The 14,874-nt window shown below is 69.5% G+C and carries 16 protein-coding genes; 8 read left to right on the forward strand and 8 right to left on the reverse strand.

The features are described from left to right. Positions 1 to 254 precede the first annotated feature (254 nt). Both FB600_RS32865 and FB600_RS32870 read right to left on the reverse strand, forming a co-directional pair. A complete protein-coding gene (locus FB600_RS32865; RefSeq protein ID WP_098151259.1) occupies positions 255 to 590 on the reverse strand; it encodes a hypothetical protein in 336 nt (111 codons plus the stop codon). 296 nt (positions 591 to 886) lie between these two features. Continuing rightward, a complete protein-coding gene (locus FB600_RS32870) occupies positions 887 to 1,663 on the reverse strand; it encodes an SDR family oxidoreductase (protein ID WP_096751856.1) in 777 nt (258 codons plus the stop codon). Positions 1,664 to 1,897: 234 nt separating this feature from the next. On the opposite strand from FB600_RS32870, the gene FB600_RS32875 reads away from it, so the two are divergent. Next, positions 1,898 to 2,131 (forward strand): hypothetical protein, encoded by a 234-nt coding sequence (locus tag FB600_RS32875; protein WP_025101610.1) that lies wholly within the window; start codon positions 1,898 to 1,900, stop codon positions 2,129 to 2,131. A gap of 249 nt (positions 2,132 to 2,380) precedes the next feature. Here the strand turns inward: FB600_RS32875 and FB600_RS32880 are convergent, their stop codons facing one another. Then, on the reverse strand, positions 2,381 to 3,532 hold the full coding sequence (locus tag FB600_RS32880; RefSeq protein ID WP_098151260.1) for a GGDEF domain-containing protein: 1,152 nt from the start codon (positions 3,530 to 3,532) through the stop codon (positions 2,381 to 2,383). Positions 3,533 to 4,033: 501 nt separating this feature from the next. Between FB600_RS32880 and FB600_RS32885 the strand changes: the two genes are divergently transcribed. Then, positions 4,034 to 4,567 carry an RrF2 family transcriptional regulator gene (locus tag FB600_RS32885; protein ID WP_013691333.1) on the forward strand — a complete coding sequence of 178 codons (534 nt, stop codon included), beginning with the start codon at positions 4,034 to 4,036 and terminating at the stop codon, positions 4,565 to 4,567. A gap of 121 nt (positions 4,568 to 4,688) precedes the next feature. On the opposite strand, the gene FB600_RS32890 is transcribed toward FB600_RS32885, so the two are convergent. Beyond that, positions 4,689 to 5,900: an NAD(P)/FAD-dependent oxidoreductase gene (locus tag FB600_RS32890; RefSeq protein ID WP_096751858.1), complete on the reverse strand. Its 1,212-nt coding sequence runs from the start codon at positions 5,898 to 5,900 to the stop codon at positions 4,689 to 4,691. A 275-nt stretch (positions 5,901 to 6,175) separates the two neighbouring features. Between FB600_RS32890 and FB600_RS32895 the strand changes: the two genes are divergently transcribed. Further along, positions 6,176 to 7,648, forward strand: coding sequence for a PLP-dependent aminotransferase family protein (locus FB600_RS32895; protein WP_096751859.1), 1,473 nt, complete (start codon positions 6,176 to 6,178; stop codon positions 7,646 to 7,648). Positions 7,649 to 7,674: 26 nt separating this feature from the next. Here FB600_RS32895 and FB600_RS32900 read toward each other — a convergent pair whose 3' ends face one another. From FB600_RS32900 to FB600_RS32910, 3 genes are all read right to left on the reverse strand, one after another. Then, positions 7,675 to 8,343, reverse strand: a complete 669-nt coding sequence (locus tag FB600_RS32900; RefSeq protein ID WP_096751860.1) for an FMN-dependent NADH-azoreductase — start codon at positions 8,341 to 8,343, stop codon at positions 7,675 to 7,677. Further along, entirely contained in the window at positions 8,343 to 8,798 is a 456-nt protein-coding gene (locus FB600_RS32905) for a GNAT family N-acetyltransferase (protein ID WP_096751861.1), read from the reverse strand. The genes FB600_RS32900 and FB600_RS32905 overlap by 1 nt, the downstream gene beginning before the upstream one ends. A gap of 69 nt (positions 8,799 to 8,867) precedes the next feature. Continuing rightward, positions 8,868 to 9,785: a LysR family transcriptional regulator gene (locus FB600_RS32910; protein WP_096751862.1), complete on the reverse strand. Its 918-nt coding sequence runs from the start codon at positions 9,783 to 9,785 to the stop codon at positions 8,868 to 8,870. A 435-nt stretch (positions 9,786 to 10,220) separates the two neighbouring features. Between FB600_RS32910 and FB600_RS32915 the strand changes: the two genes are divergently transcribed. After that, on the forward strand, positions 10,221 to 11,015 hold the full coding sequence (locus FB600_RS32915; RefSeq protein ID WP_098151262.1) for a polysaccharide lyase family 7 protein: 795 nt from the start codon (positions 10,221 to 10,223) through the stop codon (positions 11,013 to 11,015). 48 nt (positions 11,016 to 11,063) lie between these two features. On the opposite strand, the gene FB600_RS32920 is transcribed toward FB600_RS32915, so the two are convergent. Continuing rightward, positions 11,064 to 12,185 carry a hypothetical protein gene (locus tag FB600_RS32920; protein ID WP_145757606.1) on the reverse strand — a complete coding sequence of 374 codons (1,122 nt, stop codon included), beginning with the start codon at positions 12,183 to 12,185 and terminating at the stop codon, positions 11,064 to 11,066. Positions 12,186 to 12,604: 419 nt separating this feature from the next. Here FB600_RS32920 and FB600_RS32925 point away from each other — a divergent pair, with 419 nt between their 5' ends. The 4 genes from FB600_RS32925 to FB600_RS32940 all read left to right on the forward strand — a co-directional run bounded on the left by FB600_RS32925 (position 12,605) and on the right by FB600_RS32940 (position 14,797). Then, entirely contained in the window at positions 12,605 to 12,904 is a 300-nt protein-coding gene (locus FB600_RS32925) for a YXWGXW repeat-containing protein (protein WP_096751865.1), read from the forward strand. Positions 12,905 to 13,107: 203 nt separating this feature from the next. Next, on the forward strand, positions 13,108 to 13,896 hold the full coding sequence (locus tag FB600_RS32930; protein ID WP_233630556.1) for an RNA polymerase sigma factor: 789 nt from the start codon (positions 13,108 to 13,110) through the stop codon (positions 13,894 to 13,896). Further along, positions 13,896 to 14,315 (forward strand): hypothetical protein, encoded by a 420-nt coding sequence (locus FB600_RS32935; protein ID WP_145757605.1) that lies wholly within the window; start codon positions 13,896 to 13,898, stop codon positions 14,313 to 14,315. The genes FB600_RS32930 and FB600_RS32935 overlap by 1 nt, the downstream gene beginning before the upstream one ends. Beyond that, the gene (locus tag FB600_RS32940; protein WP_096751867.1) at positions 14,312 to 14,797 is read left to right on the forward strand and encodes a periplasmic heavy metal sensor; all 486 of its coding nucleotides are present in this window, start codon (positions 14,312 to 14,314) and stop codon (positions 14,795 to 14,797) included. Before FB600_RS32935 ends, FB600_RS32940 begins: the two co-directional genes overlap by 4 nt. Positions 14,798 to 14,874 lie beyond the last annotated feature (77 nt).

The raw sequence follows: 14,874 nt of genomic DNA on the forward strand, positions 1-14,874 counted from the left end.
CAGCGCAAGCGTTTGCGCAAACGCTTGCCGAAAAATAATCAAGCCCGGCATCTCGCATTAACGGCAGGGAGTCGACATTCATTAATGGCCGGGCACGGGAATTTACGATCGGCGATGGTTTTTTCAGACCGTTCATGCGATTATTCCGCGGCGACGTTATCCATACGTCGCACGGAAATACCGCTGGCCCGTAATCCGGCGGCATTATCCAGTGCCTTGACGATCCGCGCCGCACGGCGCGGATCTTTTTCCGCTCAGCGGCGCAGTTGCCGCGCGCTCGCGAAACGATGGCGCCGCCCACCGTCCTGCACACTGTCGACGCCGATCCGATAGGCACGCCGCGCGTACTCGCGATGCCGGGCCAGCTCGGCTACCAGGCTGCTGGTGTAAACGTCGAGTAGCCTGGCGCTGCCGTCGGCCGCCCCCACCTCGCTGCCGACGCTGCGGCCGATCATCATGCCGATCCCGCAATAACCGTCGATGCTGCCGGTCATCCGCTCGTTCGGACAATGCCGGTCGAAATCCGCCTTCAATCTTTTCAAGCGAAGATCCCTGATCGTATCGACGATCAGCCATTTGATGAATTTCACGTTGGCCTCGATGTTCTAATTGTGCCCGACAAAATGCTCGGTTTAGCGCCAGCGAGTGAGCTCATATCCCCGTGAAATGCCGAATGGCGTCGTTCGCATCGCGCGCGCCGGCGATTCTAAATCATAAATTCGGAATCGGGATTAATCGCAAATCGATACCGCCGCATTCGCGACTATTTCTCATTATTTGATTCCTTTCAGGAGACAATCAGGCGATTATTCCGGCATTACGTGGAATCGGCGAGGTTTTGGCGAGGCCGGAACGGCCTCGCCGAGGCAGGTGATATCGGACGGGATTAGCCGCGGCCGACGAAGGGCATCTGGCTGGCCATCACCGTCATGTTCAGCACGTTCGCCGTGAGCGGCAGGCTCGCCATGTAGCCGACCGCGTCGGCCACGTGCGCGACGTCGAACATCGGCTCGGTGGCGATGCTGCCGTTGGCCTGCAGCACGCCGCGCTGCATCCGCTCGGAGAGTTCGGTCAGCGCGTTGCCGATGTCGATCTGGCAGCCGACGATGCCGAACTGGCGGCCGTCCAGCGCGATGCTCTTGGTCAGGCCGAGCACCGCGTGCTTGCTGGCCGTGTAGGGCGAGGTGAAGGGGCGCGGCGTGTGCGCCGAGATCGAGCCGTTGTTGATGATGCGGCCGCCGCGCGGCGTCTGTCGGCGCATCAGTGCGAAGGCGCCGCGCGCGCAGAGGAATACGCCGGTCACGTTGGTATCGATCACGTCGCGCCACTGCTCGACGCTCAGCTCGTCCATCGGCACCGCCGGGGCGTTCACGCCGGCATTGTTGAACAGCAGGTCGAGGCGGCCGTAGGTCCGCTCGACGGTCGCGTAGAGCGCGTCGACGCTGGCCGCGTCGCGCACGTCGACCGTCACCGCGAGCGCTTCGCGGCCGTCGGCCCTGGCCTCGTCCACGAAGGCGGCCAGCGGCTCGGCGCGCCGCCCCGCGGCCACCACCGTGAAGCCGTCGGCCAGCAGCCGCCTGGCCGCGGCGCGGCCGATCCCGCTGCCGGCACCCGTCACGAGTGCGATGCGCGGCGCGGCCGCGGTGCTTGCTGTCGATTCCATCCTGAAGTCTCCTGTGGCTGTCGCGAACGAGGGCGGCACGGCCGGGACGGCACGCGCCGCTCAGCGCCAGTGTAGGCAAGTCCGGCCGTGCGTGGGTGCAAGGCGCGGCCGGCGGCGGGCCGCCCGCGCGGGACGGCGGGCGCACCGCGAAGGTGCTAGCATGGCGCAAGCCGCTGCCGGCTTGCGCCGCGGGCTTTCGATACGCTTGCACATCGCAGGGAACCAGGAGGAGTTATGTCTATCGACTATCGTGGGTTTCGCGTGACCACGGACGTCTCGCCGGACGATACCGGCATGCAGTGGCGCTACAGCGCGAAGATCGATCCCGTCGACGACAGCTATCGCGACGCGAAGCTGCCGCCCGTCGAGGGCACGGTATCGCGGTTGAAGATCGACGTGCTGATGGTGATGAGCATGGTCGAGCAGCTCGCCAAGGACATGATCGAGGAGTGGCACAAGAAGCAGTGAGCCGGCGCGCGCCGCTCGCATCCCGGCCGGCTCGCCGGAGCCGGAAGCCGCCGCGGTCCTCGACGGTCATGAAGTTCCGCGCGACGTGTCCCGCGTCGCGCATCACCGGTTCGGCTCCCGACGCGGCAGCGTCGCGCGAGAAGGTCCGGCTCCCTCCCCGCCTCGCACTCCATTCCCGCCGCTGCCACGCCCCGTTCGCCCGCGTCATTCGCCGACCGACCGGACGGCCGGAACCTGGCGCGCCTGGACTCAGCGACGCCCGCCCTCGCCCGGCGCGGCGCTCGCGCCAAGGCCGGCCAGCGCCGAATGCGCGACGCGAATCGCGTCGCGGCCTGCCTGCTTGGCCTCGTAGAGCGCGAGATCGGCCCGCACGTAGAGACGCTCGAAGGTGTCGCCGCCCTCGGCCGAGGCGATGCCGCCGCTGATCGTGTAGCGGTATTCGCCGCCCGGCGTCATCACCACGCGCGCGGCCGCCGCGACGCGCAGGCGCTCGCCGGCCTGCCAGGCGTCGCGTGCCGAGGTACCCGGCAGCAACACCCCGAAGGTTTCGCCGCCCAGCCGGCCGAGCACGGTCTCGGCACGCAGTTGCGCCGAGACGAGTTGGGCGAAGTCGCGCAGCAAGGCATCGCCGCCGTCGCGGCCGGCGACCTGGTTGGCCCGTTCGAGATGATCGAGTTCGATCAGCAGCAGCGCGATGGGGCGGCCGCCGCGCTGACGCGCCAGCCGCTCGCGCACCAGCGTCTCGAAGCGGTCGCGCTCCGGCAGGCCCGTCAGCGGATCGCCGTGAGCCGGGCTGGCGGGACGCGCCAGCAGCGCATCCTGCGCCAGCAGCACGGCGGCCAGCGGCAGCAGTGCCAGCGCGATGCCGCCCAGCGGCGACGCCGCGGCCAGCAGGGGAAACACCGGCACGGCCGCCTGGGCGCAGGAGCCGAAGCCGACCAGCAAGGCCAGCGCCGCCACCCCGCGCGACGGCCAGGCGGCGGTGCGCGATGCCGGCCGACGCACCATGCCAAGCGCGATCAGGACACCGAACGCAAGGGCATAGATGCCCGCCGCCAAGGTGCCGAGCATGCCGCCGTGGCGCATGAGCTGGCTGGCCGCCAAGACCAGGCCGAGCACCGCCAGCGCACCGCCGAGCAAGGCCCAGGACGGCCGCCGCCCGCCGAAGCGCAGGCAACCGGCCAGGAAACAGGCCAGCGAGGCGGCCGCGACGAAGCTGGCCGGCGCACCGGCCAGCGCGCCCGGCCAGGACAGCCAGGATGCGATCGCAGCCAGCGCGGCGGCGGCGCTCCATTCGCGCAGGCCGGGCAAGGCGGCGCGCAGCAAGGAGACCAGCAGGACGAGTGCAGCCAGCGCGATCGAGGCGCCGAGCATGATGAGGCAGGGAGAGGATTCGGTCATGCGCGGGTCAGCGGTCCTGCCCGGCGGTGAAGGTCGGCAGACTGGCCGTCATGCCTGAAGGCGGTTCGCCGCCCTCGATACGAACTTCGATGCTCGAGCCGGCCAACGGCCGGCAGGATGGTTAAAGCGCCCCGGACATCCATGTCAATCTCTCACTCTGTTGTCGACGGATCGTCCGCATGCGAGATGCATAGGTACAGATCGATCCGGAGCCGCCGCACCGGGCGGCACGACTGGCATCGCGCGCCCGCTCGGTCGGGCATGGACAGCCAGGCCTGGTGCCGCTCGCCTGCCTGCCCGATACCGCGTCGCCATGAAGACGACCGACTCGCTGTGATTGTAGGGGGGGATTCGCGCCGAAATGTATCGAGCTTGAAAACTTTATCAATCTTTCACTTGCGCACCGCGCTCGTCCGATGCATGGCACGCCGTGCAGTGCACCGGTTGCACAGGCTCCCGAAGCACGCTACCCTAACTCCGATTATTCAAGTCGGAGTGGCGATGGCACACATCAGTACAGGCGTCGAATACGGGCTGCATTGCCTGCTCTATCTGGCCGAACCGGCCTCCGGCATGCGCGAGGCGAGCGTGCGCGACCTCGCCGAGCTGCAGGGCGTGCCGCTCGATTTTCTCGCCAAGCTGTTCACCAAGCTGCACAAGGCGGGGCTGGTGATCGCCACCGAAGGCGCGAAGGGCGGCTTCGCGCTGGCGCGGCCGGCCGACCAGATCTCGGTGCTCGACGTGGTCAGCGCGATCGACGGCGACAAGTCCCTGTTCGAATGTCGCGAGGTGCGCGAGCGTTGCGCCGTGTTCGAAGGGACCAAGCCGGCCTGGGCGACCAGCGGTGTCTGCGCGATCCATTCGGTGATGCAGCAGGCGGAGAAGAAGATGCGCGAGTCGCTGGCCTCTCAATCGCTGGCCGATATTGCTGAGCGCTTCTCATCGAAGGCACCGCGCAGTTTCGGGCCGCAGGTGGTGAAATGGTTCGAGGATCGCGCCGCGAGCCGGCGCCGCGAACGCGGCGCGGCGGGCTGAACGAGGCAAGCCGAACGCAGCCGGCATCGCCGGCTGTCGACATGACAAGAGGGGCGGCCCACCGGGCCGCCCCTTCTCGTTGATGCCGCGCTCGCTCAGGCGACCACCTCAGGCCACCACCTCAGGCCACCACGATACGCAGCGGATCGGCCGCCGCCAGCGCCTCGGCACGATTGGCCGCGGGCGGATAGATCCACGCCGAGTTGATCTGCCGCTTGAGCGTCTTCGCCTGCGCGCCCTCCAGCTTCACCACGCGGTCCCAGCCTTCCGTATAGACGGCGCCCCAGGGCCCGAGGTCGAGGCAGGTCACGTACTTCGGCTGGCTGTAGGGCAGCGGCGCCTGGCCGAGCAGGTCGGCGGCCGCGTTGTGGCCGGCCGAGCGGCCCAGGTTCATGGCGTGCTGGCAGGACATCTTGGCGTGATTGCCGGCATCGTCGGTCGCGGCATAGGCGCAATCGCCCGTCGCGAACACGTCCTCCACGCCGATCACCTTCAGGTTGCGATCGACGAACAGGCGGCCAAAGCCATCGCGCTCGCCGGGAATCTGCGCGGTCAACGCGCTGGCCCGCGCGCCGGCGGTCCAGATCACGGTGGCGGCCTCGATCCGCTCGCCGTTGGCCAGCGTCACGCCGCCGGCATCCACCGCGGCCACGCCCGAGCCGAGCCGCCAGCTCACGCCGAGTTCGCTCAGTGCCTGCGCGATGACGGGGCGCGGGCCCGGGCCCAGGTCGGGGCCGAGTTCGTCGTTGCGATCGACCAGGATCACCCGCACCTCGGCATCGGCACCCAGCGTCTCGCGCAGGCGTGCCGGCATTTCGGCGGCAGTCTCGATGCCGGTGAAACCGGCGCCCGCGATCACCACCGTGGCGCGCGCGGCGCCAGCCGGCAACTGGCCGAGCGTCTTCAGGTGCGCGTCCAGCTTCACGGCCTCCTCGAGCTGGTCGACGTTGAACGCGTGCGCGTCGAGCCCCTCGATCGCGGGCCGGAACAGCCGGCTGCCAGCCGCCAGCACCAGGCGGTCGTAGCCGATCTCCTGGCGCGCCGCGCCGGCCTGGGCGCCGATCACCGCGACCTTGCGGTTCACCACGTCGATGGTGTCCACGTAGCCGGCAACGAAGCGCACGCCAACGGCATCGAACAAGGCCTGCAGCGGCGCCTTCATCGCGCCCGGGTCCGCCTCGTAGAGGCGCGGGCGCACATGCAGCTCGGGCGCCGGCGCCACCAGGGCGATCTCGACGTCGTCGCGGCCGAGCTGCTCGAGCAAGCGCGCCGACGCCAGCGCGCTCCACATGCCGGCAAAGCCGGCGCCGATGACAAGAATGCGTTTCGACACTTTTCTCTCTCCTGGACAGGTCACGGTTTCGGGCGGCACGCTAGCCGCACGTCGAATAACTCGGATTTTATTTGTCGTAGTTCGTAGATACAAGTGTGGAATCCGCAACAAATCGTCTCGATTTCCAGCTTGCGCGATAGCGATCGATCTCGTATCTTATGTGCGACTAGATTTATCCAAGTTTCATGCTTGAAACCCGTCCTCCAGCGCCGGACGCTCAGTTTTCCTGATCAGCCGGCGCCCTCGAAAACCAGACCCATGCCTTCCCGCCGCCGATGAGCCAACGCGACCGCGACCTGAAACTCGACATCGACCGCGGCCTGCGCCTGCCGGTCTATCTGCAGATCTGCGAGCGCTTCAAGCACGCGATCGGTGCCGGCCATCTGCGGCCCGGCGATCGTGTGCCGGCCGTGCGCGGCCTGGCCACCGAGCTGAACACGGCGCGCGGCACGGTCGAGATGGCCTACCGGATCCTGGTCGACGAGGGTTATCTGCAGGTGCGCGGCGCGGCCGGCACCTATGTGTCGCCCTCGCTGCCGCCGGCCGCTTTGCGCCAGGCCGCGCGCGGCGCGAAGGCGCCGGCCAGGGACAAGCCGGCGGCGGCACCGGCCGCAACCGATGCGTTCCGCGAGCATGGCGGCGCCCCGCTGCCGCTGCAGCCGGGCCTGCCTGCGCTCGACGCCTTCCCGCGCAAGGTCTGGAATCGCCTGGTCGCCTATCGCCTGCGGCGCGCCGAGCCGGCCGCGCTCGCCTACCCGCCGCCGCTCGGCCATGCGCCGCTGCGCGAGAAGATCGCCAGCTATCTCGGCGTGTCGCGCGGGGTGGCCTGCACGCCCGAGCAGGTGTTCGTCACCAGCGGCTATCGCGCCACGCTCGAGCTGGTGCTGCGCGCGCTCGCCTCGCCGGGCGATCGCGTCTGGTACGAGGATCCCGGCTACCTGCTGGCGCGGCGCTTCCTGGTGGATGCGGGCGTCTCGCTGGTGCCGGTGCCGGTGGATGCGCAAGGGCTCGACGTGGAGCGCGGCATCGCGCTCGATCCGCAAGCGCGCTTCGCGGTGGTCACGCCCTCGCACCAGAGCCCGCTCGGCGTGACGCTCTCGCTGGCGCGCCGCATCGCCCTGCTCGACTGGGCCTCGCGCTCGGGAAGCTGGATCATCGAGGACGACTACGACAGCGAATTCCGCTACACGGGCCGCCCGCTGCCGGCGCTGAAGAGCCTCGACCGCCACGATCGCGTGATCTATTGCGGCACCTTCAGCAAGGTGATGGTGCCGGGCCTGCGGCTCGCCTACGTGGTGGTGCCCGAGCGCGCCATCGCGCGCATGCGGCGGATCTGCCAGAGCATGAATGCGGGCTCGCCCTATCTATTGCAGGCGGGCGTGGCCGACTTCATCGCGCAAGGGCATTTCGCGCGCCACCTGAAGCGCATGCGCGCGCTGTATGCCGAGCGGCGCGAGATCATGGCCGAGGCGCTGCGCGAGGCCTTCGGCGCGCGCCTGCGGGTCGAGCTGCCGGCCGGCGGCATGCACCTCGCGGTGGGCTTCGAGGCGTCGGCCGAGCTCGACGATCTCGCCTTCGCGGCGCAGGCGCGCGAAGCCGGGCTCGGCATCAGCGCGCTGTCGGAGTGGTATGCGAATGGACGCGCCAAGCCGGCCCGACGCGGCTTCGTGCTCGGCTTCGCCAACGTGGCGAGCCGCGACGAGGCACGCGGCCTGGCGCGATTGCTGCTGGCGATCTACGAGCGCTGAACGAACGCGCGCACGGCGCGCTCCGCTCAGGCGTCCGTCGCCTCGCCGAGGCTCGCGGGCCTGGCCGCCTCGGCCGGCGGCGCCGCGCAGAAGGGCACGCAGCGGCGCAGCGCGGCGCGTTCTCGCGCCAGCTCCGCCTGCACCACCGCGTCGCCCATCACCAGCCCTTGCAGCAGGAAGAAACGCAGGTCGTGCAGGCCGATCGAGCCCAGGGCATAGCGCAGGTAAGGCGTGAGGAAATCGGCCTGCCGTGCATTCGGCCCGCTATGCACGCCGCCCGAACCGACGATCACAAAGCTCGGCCGATCGCGCATCAGGCCGACCTTGCCTTCGGGCGTCGAACGGAACGTGCGGTTGATGCGCAGCACGTAGTCGATCCACAGCTTCAGCGCGGCCGGCACCGTGAAGTTGTGCATCGGCGTGTTGATGAGCAGGCAATCGGTGGCCTCGATCTCGCCGATCAGCGTTTCCGACAGCGCGAAGGCCGCGGAATCGGCGTCGCGCGAAGTGACCGCCTTCGCATAGGCGCTGCCGACCGGCGGCAAGGGCGCCGCCATCAGGTCGCGCTCGATCAGCAGGAATTCGCGGCCCGCGGCCGTCTCGCGATAACGCAACACGTCGACCGCCTCGCGCGCGAGCCGATAACCATGGCTGGCCTCGCGATGCGGGCTCGCATTCAGCAGCAGCACGTTCATCAGGCAGCCTCCCCGGCCAGGTTCAACGGTTCGACGAAATGCAGGCCGCGCGCGAGCAGGCCGTTGCGGAAATAGAAGCGCTGCGCGAGCGCCATGTGCAGGCCGGTATCGAGCACCAGACGCGCGCAGCCGCTGTCGCGCGCGATGCCGCGCACGGCATCGAGCAGGCGCGCGCCGACGCGATGGCCCTGCCGCTCGGGATCGACCACCAGGTCGTCGACATAGACGAAGCGTCCATACAGCAGGTTGGTCTGGTGACGATAGCCGGCCAGGCCCAGCAGTCGTTCGCCGTCGAAGGCGGCCAGCAGGCGATAGGCCTCGCCGCGCTGCCGTTCGAGTTGCGCGACGAAGGCATCCGCGTCGGCCAGGTGCGGGCGCAGCACGCGCATCAGCGTGAAGGCCGTGCTCAGTTCGGCCGGCGTCTCGAGATGCCGGAATGCAATATCAGGGCTCATGTGGGCTCCATCGATCAGTCATGCGCCACGATAGCGCCGCGCGCGCGCCCGCCATAGAGCCATGAATCGTCAAGACGACCGGGCCATCGGCGGCGGCGAGCCGGCATCGGGATCGCAGGCGGCCGCCAGCGCGCGGTCGATCTCGTCGACGAACTTCTGGATCACCGGGTGCCGGCCATGACGCGGCTTCTGCACGATGCCGAGCTCACGGTGGAAGGTGCGATCGCCCAGGCCGAAGGCCTTCACGCCGCCCGGCCACAGCCGCTCGTCGACATTGCGCGGCACCAGCGCGAGGCCGGCGCCGCTCGACACGAGCTGGGCGATGCAGTGGAAATCGACGACCTCGATCGCGTCGTCGACACGAATGCCCTCGCGCGCGAGGAACTGGTCGACGAGCTGCCCGGCGAAGGTATGACGCGCGCAGCGAATGAAGGGCGCCTGCCCGATCGCCTCGCGCCACGAATCGGCCTCGATGCGTTCGGGCGCCAGCAGCACGAAGGGCTCGAGCGCGATGCGCCGCCATTCGATCGCCTCGGGCAGGGTGAAGTTGGGGCGGCTCATCACGGCGAGGTCGATCTCGCCCGCATCGATCTGGCTGACCAGGGCCAGGCCGCCGCCGGTGACGATCTCCACGCGCCAGGCCGGGAAGGCCTCGCGAAACAGCGTGACCGGCCCCGCGATCAGGCGCCCCTGCGCCGAGGCCACCGCGCCGATGCGCAGCGTGCCGGTGTTCTCGGCTACGCTGGGCTCGCGCAACAGACGCGCATGCAGGGCCATCATCTCGGCGGCCAGCACCAGCGCCTCCTGCCCGGCCTTGGTCAGATGCGGCGTGCGCCCGGAACGATCGAACAGCGCCACGCCGAGCTGCTCCTCGACTCGCTGGATCTGCGAGCTGACCGCCGACTGCGTGATGCCGATGCGCGCCGCCGCCGCCGAGAAGGTACCGTGCTTGGCCACCGCCAGGAATGTCTTCAATTCGCGCAGCATCGCCGGGTATCGATTCCGTCCATATGACCCATAGAATTCTATCGTTTTACATTGAATATCGATAGCGGTAGGCTGCGATTCAGATCGGCGACGCGGTTTAACCGGTTGATATACAGGATCGGATTCCGTGAAAACCCCGATTATAAAAATCAGACATTTTCATTAGCCATTCCGGCCGCGCCGCCCGCGTTGCGCGGTGCAGCAAGGCGTTTCGGGAGCCGTGTTCGCGTCGTTCCCCGCAGTTCGCAGCAAGCCGTTCCTTATTTATCGAATCACCCAATAACATCAACTCTGCAAACCGGCATCACGGCACGCATTGCCGAAAATCGCAATGCGCACCGATAACAAAATCAAAATACAACAACCATTCCGAAATAGATCATTTTGCCCGCCGCCATTTCAATTCCATCGAAGATGAGCAAAGGAGATACGGAGATGCAAAAGAACATCGTGATCGGCGCGGTACTGGCGCTGGGCGCCAGCCTGGGTTCCGCGTATGCCCTCGCCGCCTCGACCGAGATCCTCGCCGACGACGCGGCCGTCGTCGCGGCGGCCAAGCTGAATCCCTCGGTGCCGCCCGGATCGAACTTCAACCTCAAGCCCTGGACCCTGCAGTTGCCGATCGGCGCCTCGGGCAGCGTCACCCAGGTGAACGGCGACAGCCTCGCGGCCGGCTTCACCAACCAGTTCTATTTCTATACGGACAAGTCGGACGGCGCGATGGTGATGATGGACCCGACGCGCGGCTGGACCACCTCGGGCTCGCAGCACCCGCGCACCGAGCTGCGCGAGGCGAAGATCTGGCCGACCTCGGGCACCAACCGGCTCAACGCAACGCTAACCGTGGTGCAGGTGCCGAAGACCACCGCCGTGGCGCAGATCTTCCAGGGCACCGGGCCGAGCAAGCCGCTCTGCGAGCTGCAGGTGACCTCCGCCGGCAAGGTGCAGTTGCTGCTCGAGGACACCAACCAGGGCGGCCAATCGCATACCTACCCGATCGCGACCGTGACGATCGGCCAGTCCTTCACCTACGAGATGAGCCTGTCGGGCACCACGGTGGGCGTGAAGGTGAACGGTACTTCGAAGTCCTTCACGATGGACTCGAGCTTCAACGGCGAGAGCTTCTACTTCAAGGCGGGCAACTACGATCAGTCGGCCACCTCGGGCACGCCGCTGACCACGCCGGGCACGGTGGTGAAGTTCTACGCGCTGACGCTCACGCACAGCTGAGCCATGCCGTGCGCGCCCGCCACGCGCGAGGCGTGACGGGCGCCGGGTTCAGAACGCCGGCACCGGGTTGTGGCCCGAGGACAGCACGTACTTGCCGTCGCGCAGCCGGTAGACGGCGGTCTGGTGGATCAGGCGCAGGCCGCCGTCGTCGCCCGAGGCGATGGTCTCGGCGCCGTCGAAGTGGATCCGCATCTCGCTCGTGCCATCCTCGGCGGTGACCAGCGAGAGCTTGCCGTCGACCTCGAAGCAGGCCGGCGGCGAACCCGCATCGTTCGACACCACCACGTCGGTTTCGCTGGCGGCCGTGCCGTGCGCCGGGCTCGCCGCCTTCAGCGTGGCCTCGCAATCGCCGCTCGCGCCGAGGTTGTTGCCGTCCACCGGCACCGTGCTCGCGTAGGTCGCGATGCGGCCCGGCGCGACGCCGTAAACCGAAGCCCAGGTCCCGCAGAAACCCTGCCAGCATCCGCCGCCCGTGACGATCAGGCCGAACTCGCCGGCGCCGATCCGCGTCACGCTGGTGTCGCCCAGGGAGCCGGCCACGCCGAGATAGTCGACGCCGTCCACGCGCTTGTACAGCATCCAGCCCGAGGCATCGCGCCGGAAGAAATAGGCGCCGAGCCAGGCGCCGGCCGCGTAGCCGTCGTCGCGCACGCCGGTGTCGTCGATGCCCACGCCTTCGGTCAGCATCACCGCATGCGTGTCGTCGAGCCGGATCACCTCGCGCGGCGTGATCTCGATGCGGCTCGCTACCGTCTTCGCCGACGCGCTGCCGGCGGTACGCCGGATCCGCCCCGAATCGTCGCGCTCGGGCAGCGGGACCTCGACCGCCTGCGCGGCGGGATCGTTGCCTTCATGCCAGTTGGGGAATACCACGCGCATCAGGTCGCCGCGCTTGAGGCCCTGCGAGAACGAGGCCGTGGTGCCCGACGAATCCGAAGCGGCCAGCGCGCCCGAAGCGAGCGCGGCGGCCGAAGCCGGCATCGACGCCGCGGCCGGCACGGCCGACGACGCACTCGATGCGCCCGAGGCTGGCGCCTGGTCCGCGTCGTGCCGGTTGCAGGCGCCCAGCAGCAGCGAGGCCATGCCGAGCAGCGCGTACGAAGCCGCGCGGCGCGCCGCCGTGGCCCAGGCCGCCAGGCGGGCCGGGCGCGAAACGGCCCGCGGCGGCATGGCCGGCGTGGACGCAAACGGGCGGTTCGGGCGAGTCGGGCAAGCGGCGATCATGGGCGGGGCAGATGGGTGGACAGGTCGAGGCAAGGCGCTTCGAGGCGCCGCCGGGAGGGCTCGCACAGCGCGCGGATGTTACCAGATATTTCGGACCGGTCCGACCAATTGGCGGCTCGCTTGCGCGCTGGCAAGACCGCCGCGGATCGTCGGGAAACGCTTGTGTATCAAGGCTTTACGCGGCATAGGCAGCGCGCCGTCACGGGGCCGCCGGGCACGCCGGCCAGCGACTCGGCGCACCATCTCCCGACGATTTCGCGCCGGCGCCGACGCTTGCGCCCACCGGCAGCGACGGATTTTCCCCGCTGCCCCGTTTAACCCTGGACGGCGCGAATCTGCGCCTCGCAACCCAGGGAGAAAACCAAATGACACGTCTGTTCCATCCGGCGCGCCTCGCCGCCGCCCTCTGCCTCGCGCTCGCCACCAGCGCCTTCGCGCAGGCCGTGATCGTCGCGCCGATCGCCCCGCCGCCGCCGCGCGTCGAGGTAGTGCCGGCCCCGCGCACCGGCTACGTCTGGGATCACGGCCGCTGGCGCTGGGATCACGGCGCCTACGTCTGGGTGCCGGGCCACTGGCAACCGGTACGCGTCGGCTATCACTGGGTGCCCGGCCACTGGATCGCGCACGGCCCGAACTGGCACTGGGTGCCGGGCCATTGGGCCTGAGCGTCCCTGTCCATCCAATCGTCAGGGAGTCCTAGCCAATGAAACTGCTCGTCGTTCTCGCGCTCGCCGCCAGCCTGCTGTCCGCCTGCGTGGTGGTGCCGGCGCGGCCGGTCCATGTGCGCCCGGCCGCCGTCGTCGTATATTGATCGCGCGTGCCGCGCGCGGCCCCTTCGCCGGGGCCGGCGCGGTGCCGCCCGTTCGTCATGAGCGGACCCGCCGTCACGATGCCCGCGCTGCCGCGCCCGCCCCGCCGCCCGTCGCCCTCGCCGGCCGCGCGCGGCACGGCCGATGCGACGCGTGCCGCGCCGACGCGGTCCGAACCTGTCGCCGTCCTGCAGGGAGTCGATGCCCTTGAAGCCATTCCGGCGTGCCCCGCGGTGCGCCCCTCCGCCACCGCGGCCACGCGAACGGCCGCCGAACCGGGAGCGCGCGACGTGAGCGAACGCGATCCCGACGCGGAACTCGTCGAGCGGGTCGGCCGGCGCGACCCCGGCGCCGCGCGCGCCCTGGTGGCACGCAAGCTGCCGCGCCTGCTCGCGCTCGCCACGCGCCTGCTGGGCGACCGCATGGAAGCCGAGGACGTGGCGCAGGAAGCCTTCATCCGGATCTGGAAGCAGGCGCCGCGCTGGAAGTCCGGCGAGGCGCGCTTCGATACCTGGCTGCACCGCGTGGCGCTCAACCTTTGTTATGACCGGCTGCGCGGACGTCGCGAGGAACCGGCCGAGGAACTGCCCGAGCAGATGGACCCGCAACCGCGCGGCGAGCAACGGCTCGAGGCGCTCGAGCGCGACGCACGCGTGCGCCGGGCGCTGGACGCGCTGCCGGCCCGGCAGCGGGAAGCGCTCGTGCTCCATTACTATCAGGAATTGTCGAACATCGAGGCGGCCGGCCTGATGGGCATCACGGTGGACGCGCTGGAGAGCCTGCTCTCGCGCGCCCGGCGCAATCTGCGCGCGCAACTGGCCGGCGACGGCCGCAGCGAGGAAATCTGATGACACCCGAACGATTCCGCAACATCGTCGAGGCCTATGGCGCGGACCCGCGCCGCTGGCCCGACGCCGAACGCGACGCCGCGCGCGACTGGGCGGCCGCCCATCGCGAGCAGGCCGGCGCGCTGCTGGCCGAGGCCGCCGAACTCGACGGCTGGCTCGGCGCCCATGCCGTCGCGCCGGCCAGCCACGCGCTGGTCGAGCGGATCCTCGCCACCGCGCCCGCCGCGCGCCGGCCCTGGACGCGCGGCCGGCTGTGGTGGTCGGGCGCGGCGGTGCTCGGCATCGGCGCGGTCGGCGCCCTGGCCGGTGCCTTCGCCACCTCGGCCGCGCTGCCGTCGAGCGTGCCGTCCTATGTGCACGAGAGCACCTATCTGACCACCACCTTCGGCGGCTCGCCCGACGACTGGAGCGGCGAATGAACGGCCGCACCGGAACCATCGTACTGGTCGTCTCGGTGGTGCTGAACGTGTTCCTGCTCGGCGCGATCGCCGGCGGCGCCTATCAGTGGTTCTCCCGCCATCATGTCGGCGGCGCGCCCGCCGCCAGGACCGCGCTGCGCTTCGCCGCCGAGGGCCTGCCGCCGGAGCGGCAGCAGCAATTCGCCGAGGCGCTGAAGGCGGCCCGTCGCGACGGCCGCGTCTATGTGCGCGAGGCCCGCGAGGGCCGCCGCGACGTGCTCGACCTGCTGGCCATGCCCCAGCTCGATCGCTCGGCCGTGGACGAGGCGCTCGCGCGCACGCGCGACGCCGACCTGCGCCTGCGCGCCCAGGTGGAGAGCAACGTGGTCGATTTCGCCGAAACGCTGTCGCCCGACGAACGCCAGCGTTTCGTCGACGGCTTGCGGCACAGCGGGCAATGGCGCTCGGGAGCGGCACGCGCGCCGATCCCGCCGCGTCAGTGACGTGAAGCTACGGGATGCGCGGCGCGACACGCCGCGCATCCCGTGCGAAGCCGCTTCGCCCCGCTGCCAGCAATCCC

The sequence above is a fragment of the Burkholderia sp. SJZ089 genome (assembly GCF_007828315.1).
GTDB classification, from domain to species: domain Bacteria; phylum Pseudomonadota; class Gammaproteobacteria; order Burkholderiales; family Burkholderiaceae; genus Burkholderia; species Burkholderia gladioli.